The organism is Desulfofundulus salinus (assembly GCF_003627965.1).
In the GTDB taxonomy this organism is placed as follows: domain Bacteria; phylum Bacillota; class Desulfotomaculia; order Desulfotomaculales; family Desulfovirgulaceae; genus Desulfofundulus; species Desulfofundulus salinus.
Map to the genome: position 1 here is coordinate 1 of NZ_RBWE01000008.1, position 1,497 is coordinate 1,497.

The window sequence follows — 1,497 nt, forward strand, 5'->3', positions numbered from 1 at the left end:
CTCCTTCGAAAATCTACTTTACCCTAAGCCGCAGTCTCATCCTCTTTCTTCTCCAGAGTAACCTTGTACCCTAGGGCCTCAAGGCGTGCTACGGTCCGAGAGACTACAGCCTTTTCGGCAAGTTTATCAAAGTAGTCGGAACCCAGGTCTTGATAGCGAGTGCCCTTTTTCAGTAAATGGTAGATAATCACGAGGATAGCGTGACCCACGGCTATAGCAGCACGGTTGGCACCCCGGCGAGCCGCAAGCCGGTGATAAAGAGCGGATAAGTAGGTTCCTTTTGTCCTCGCGGCAGCACGAGCTGCTCGCACCAGAGCTGCCCGGAGGTGGGGATTCCCTTTGCGCGTCTTACCACTTAATCGCTTGCCGGCACTTTCGTTGTTCCCTGGACAGATACCGGCCCATGAGGCTAGATGTGCGTCGCTGGGAAACCGGCTCATATCAGTGCCAGTTTCCGCCAGAATTTCTTCAGACGAGCGCCGCCCTAGTCCGTGGATTTCATCTATCCTCTCCAGGGCCTCCGCAAAAGGGCGCATCCGCTCCTCAATCTCCTTGTCCAGCCGGGCAATCTCCCGGTCGAGAAAGTCTATGTGCCGTAGCTGGATTTCCAGCATCATGCGCTGGTGAGGCCCTATTATGCCCACAAGTGCCTCCACCAGTTGGTCCCGTTTCTTCTTTAAACGGCCACGTGCCAGACCCGCCAGTTTCTCCGGGTCGGTCTCTCCTTTCACTAGACATTCCAAAATCTCCCGGCCTGTTTTGCCAAGCACATCCGTGACCACGTCACCCAACTTAATATTGGCCCCTTCGAGTAGCTTCTGAATGCGATTCGCCTCCCGTGATTGTTCCTCAACCAAGCTGCGACGGTAGCGTACCAGTTCCCTTAATTCCCGCTGCCCACGCGACGGGATAAAACTACCTCGAAGCAACCCATGCCGCAAAAGATCGGCGATCCACTCCGCGTCCTTAACATCCGTCTTCCGTCCCGGTACGTTTTTGATGTCCCGTGCATTGACCACCAGTGGCTGAATCCCCGTTTCCTCCAAAAGGTTGTAAATGGGTTTCCAATATACGCCAGTGCTCTCCATAGCCACCTGTGTCACGCCCTTTGTTTCCAGCCAACTTATCATCTCCAGCAAGTCCCGTGTCATTGTTCCAAAGGTGCGTGTTTCTTTCCCCTCCGGGGTGATGATACACGCAGTCACGCTCTTCTTGTGCACATCAAGTCCACAACAACGCTCGTAAATCACTTGCATTAGTCCAGTCCCCCTTTACTCCCGGCGCGGCGACAGCTCTAAACGACTCTCCTTCGCGTGCTCTCCTTGCGGAGGCCACATTTCGTGGTGCCCCTGCCATCGCCGAGGTCAGACTCCTAATCGGGCTCACCGGCACCATGGTGAAACGACCTTCTTCAACCGGGTGGTACACCAGAAGTTCGCTTCCTAACCATTTTCATCCTTCGTGGTGCCGCATATTAGCGGCATGGGGGACTCCTAA

Annotated in this window: 1 protein-coding gene; it reads right to left on the bottom strand. The window is 54.8% G+C overall.

The features are described from left to right. Positions 1-23: 23 nt before the first annotated feature. Positions 24-1,256 carry an IS110 family RNA-guided transposase gene (locus D7024_RS14510; protein WP_121452631.1) on the bottom strand — a complete coding sequence of 411 codons (1,233 nt, stop codon included), beginning with the start codon at positions 1,254-1,256 and terminating at the stop codon, positions 24-26. Positions 1,257-1,497: the final 241 nt, after the last annotated feature.

Bases quoted from the DNA above. Each gene is read 5' to 3' on its own strand.
- D7024_RS14510 (WP_121452631.1), bottom strand. From the start codon at position 1,256: ATGCAAGTGATTTACGAGCGTTGTTGTGGACTTGATGTGCACAAGAAG.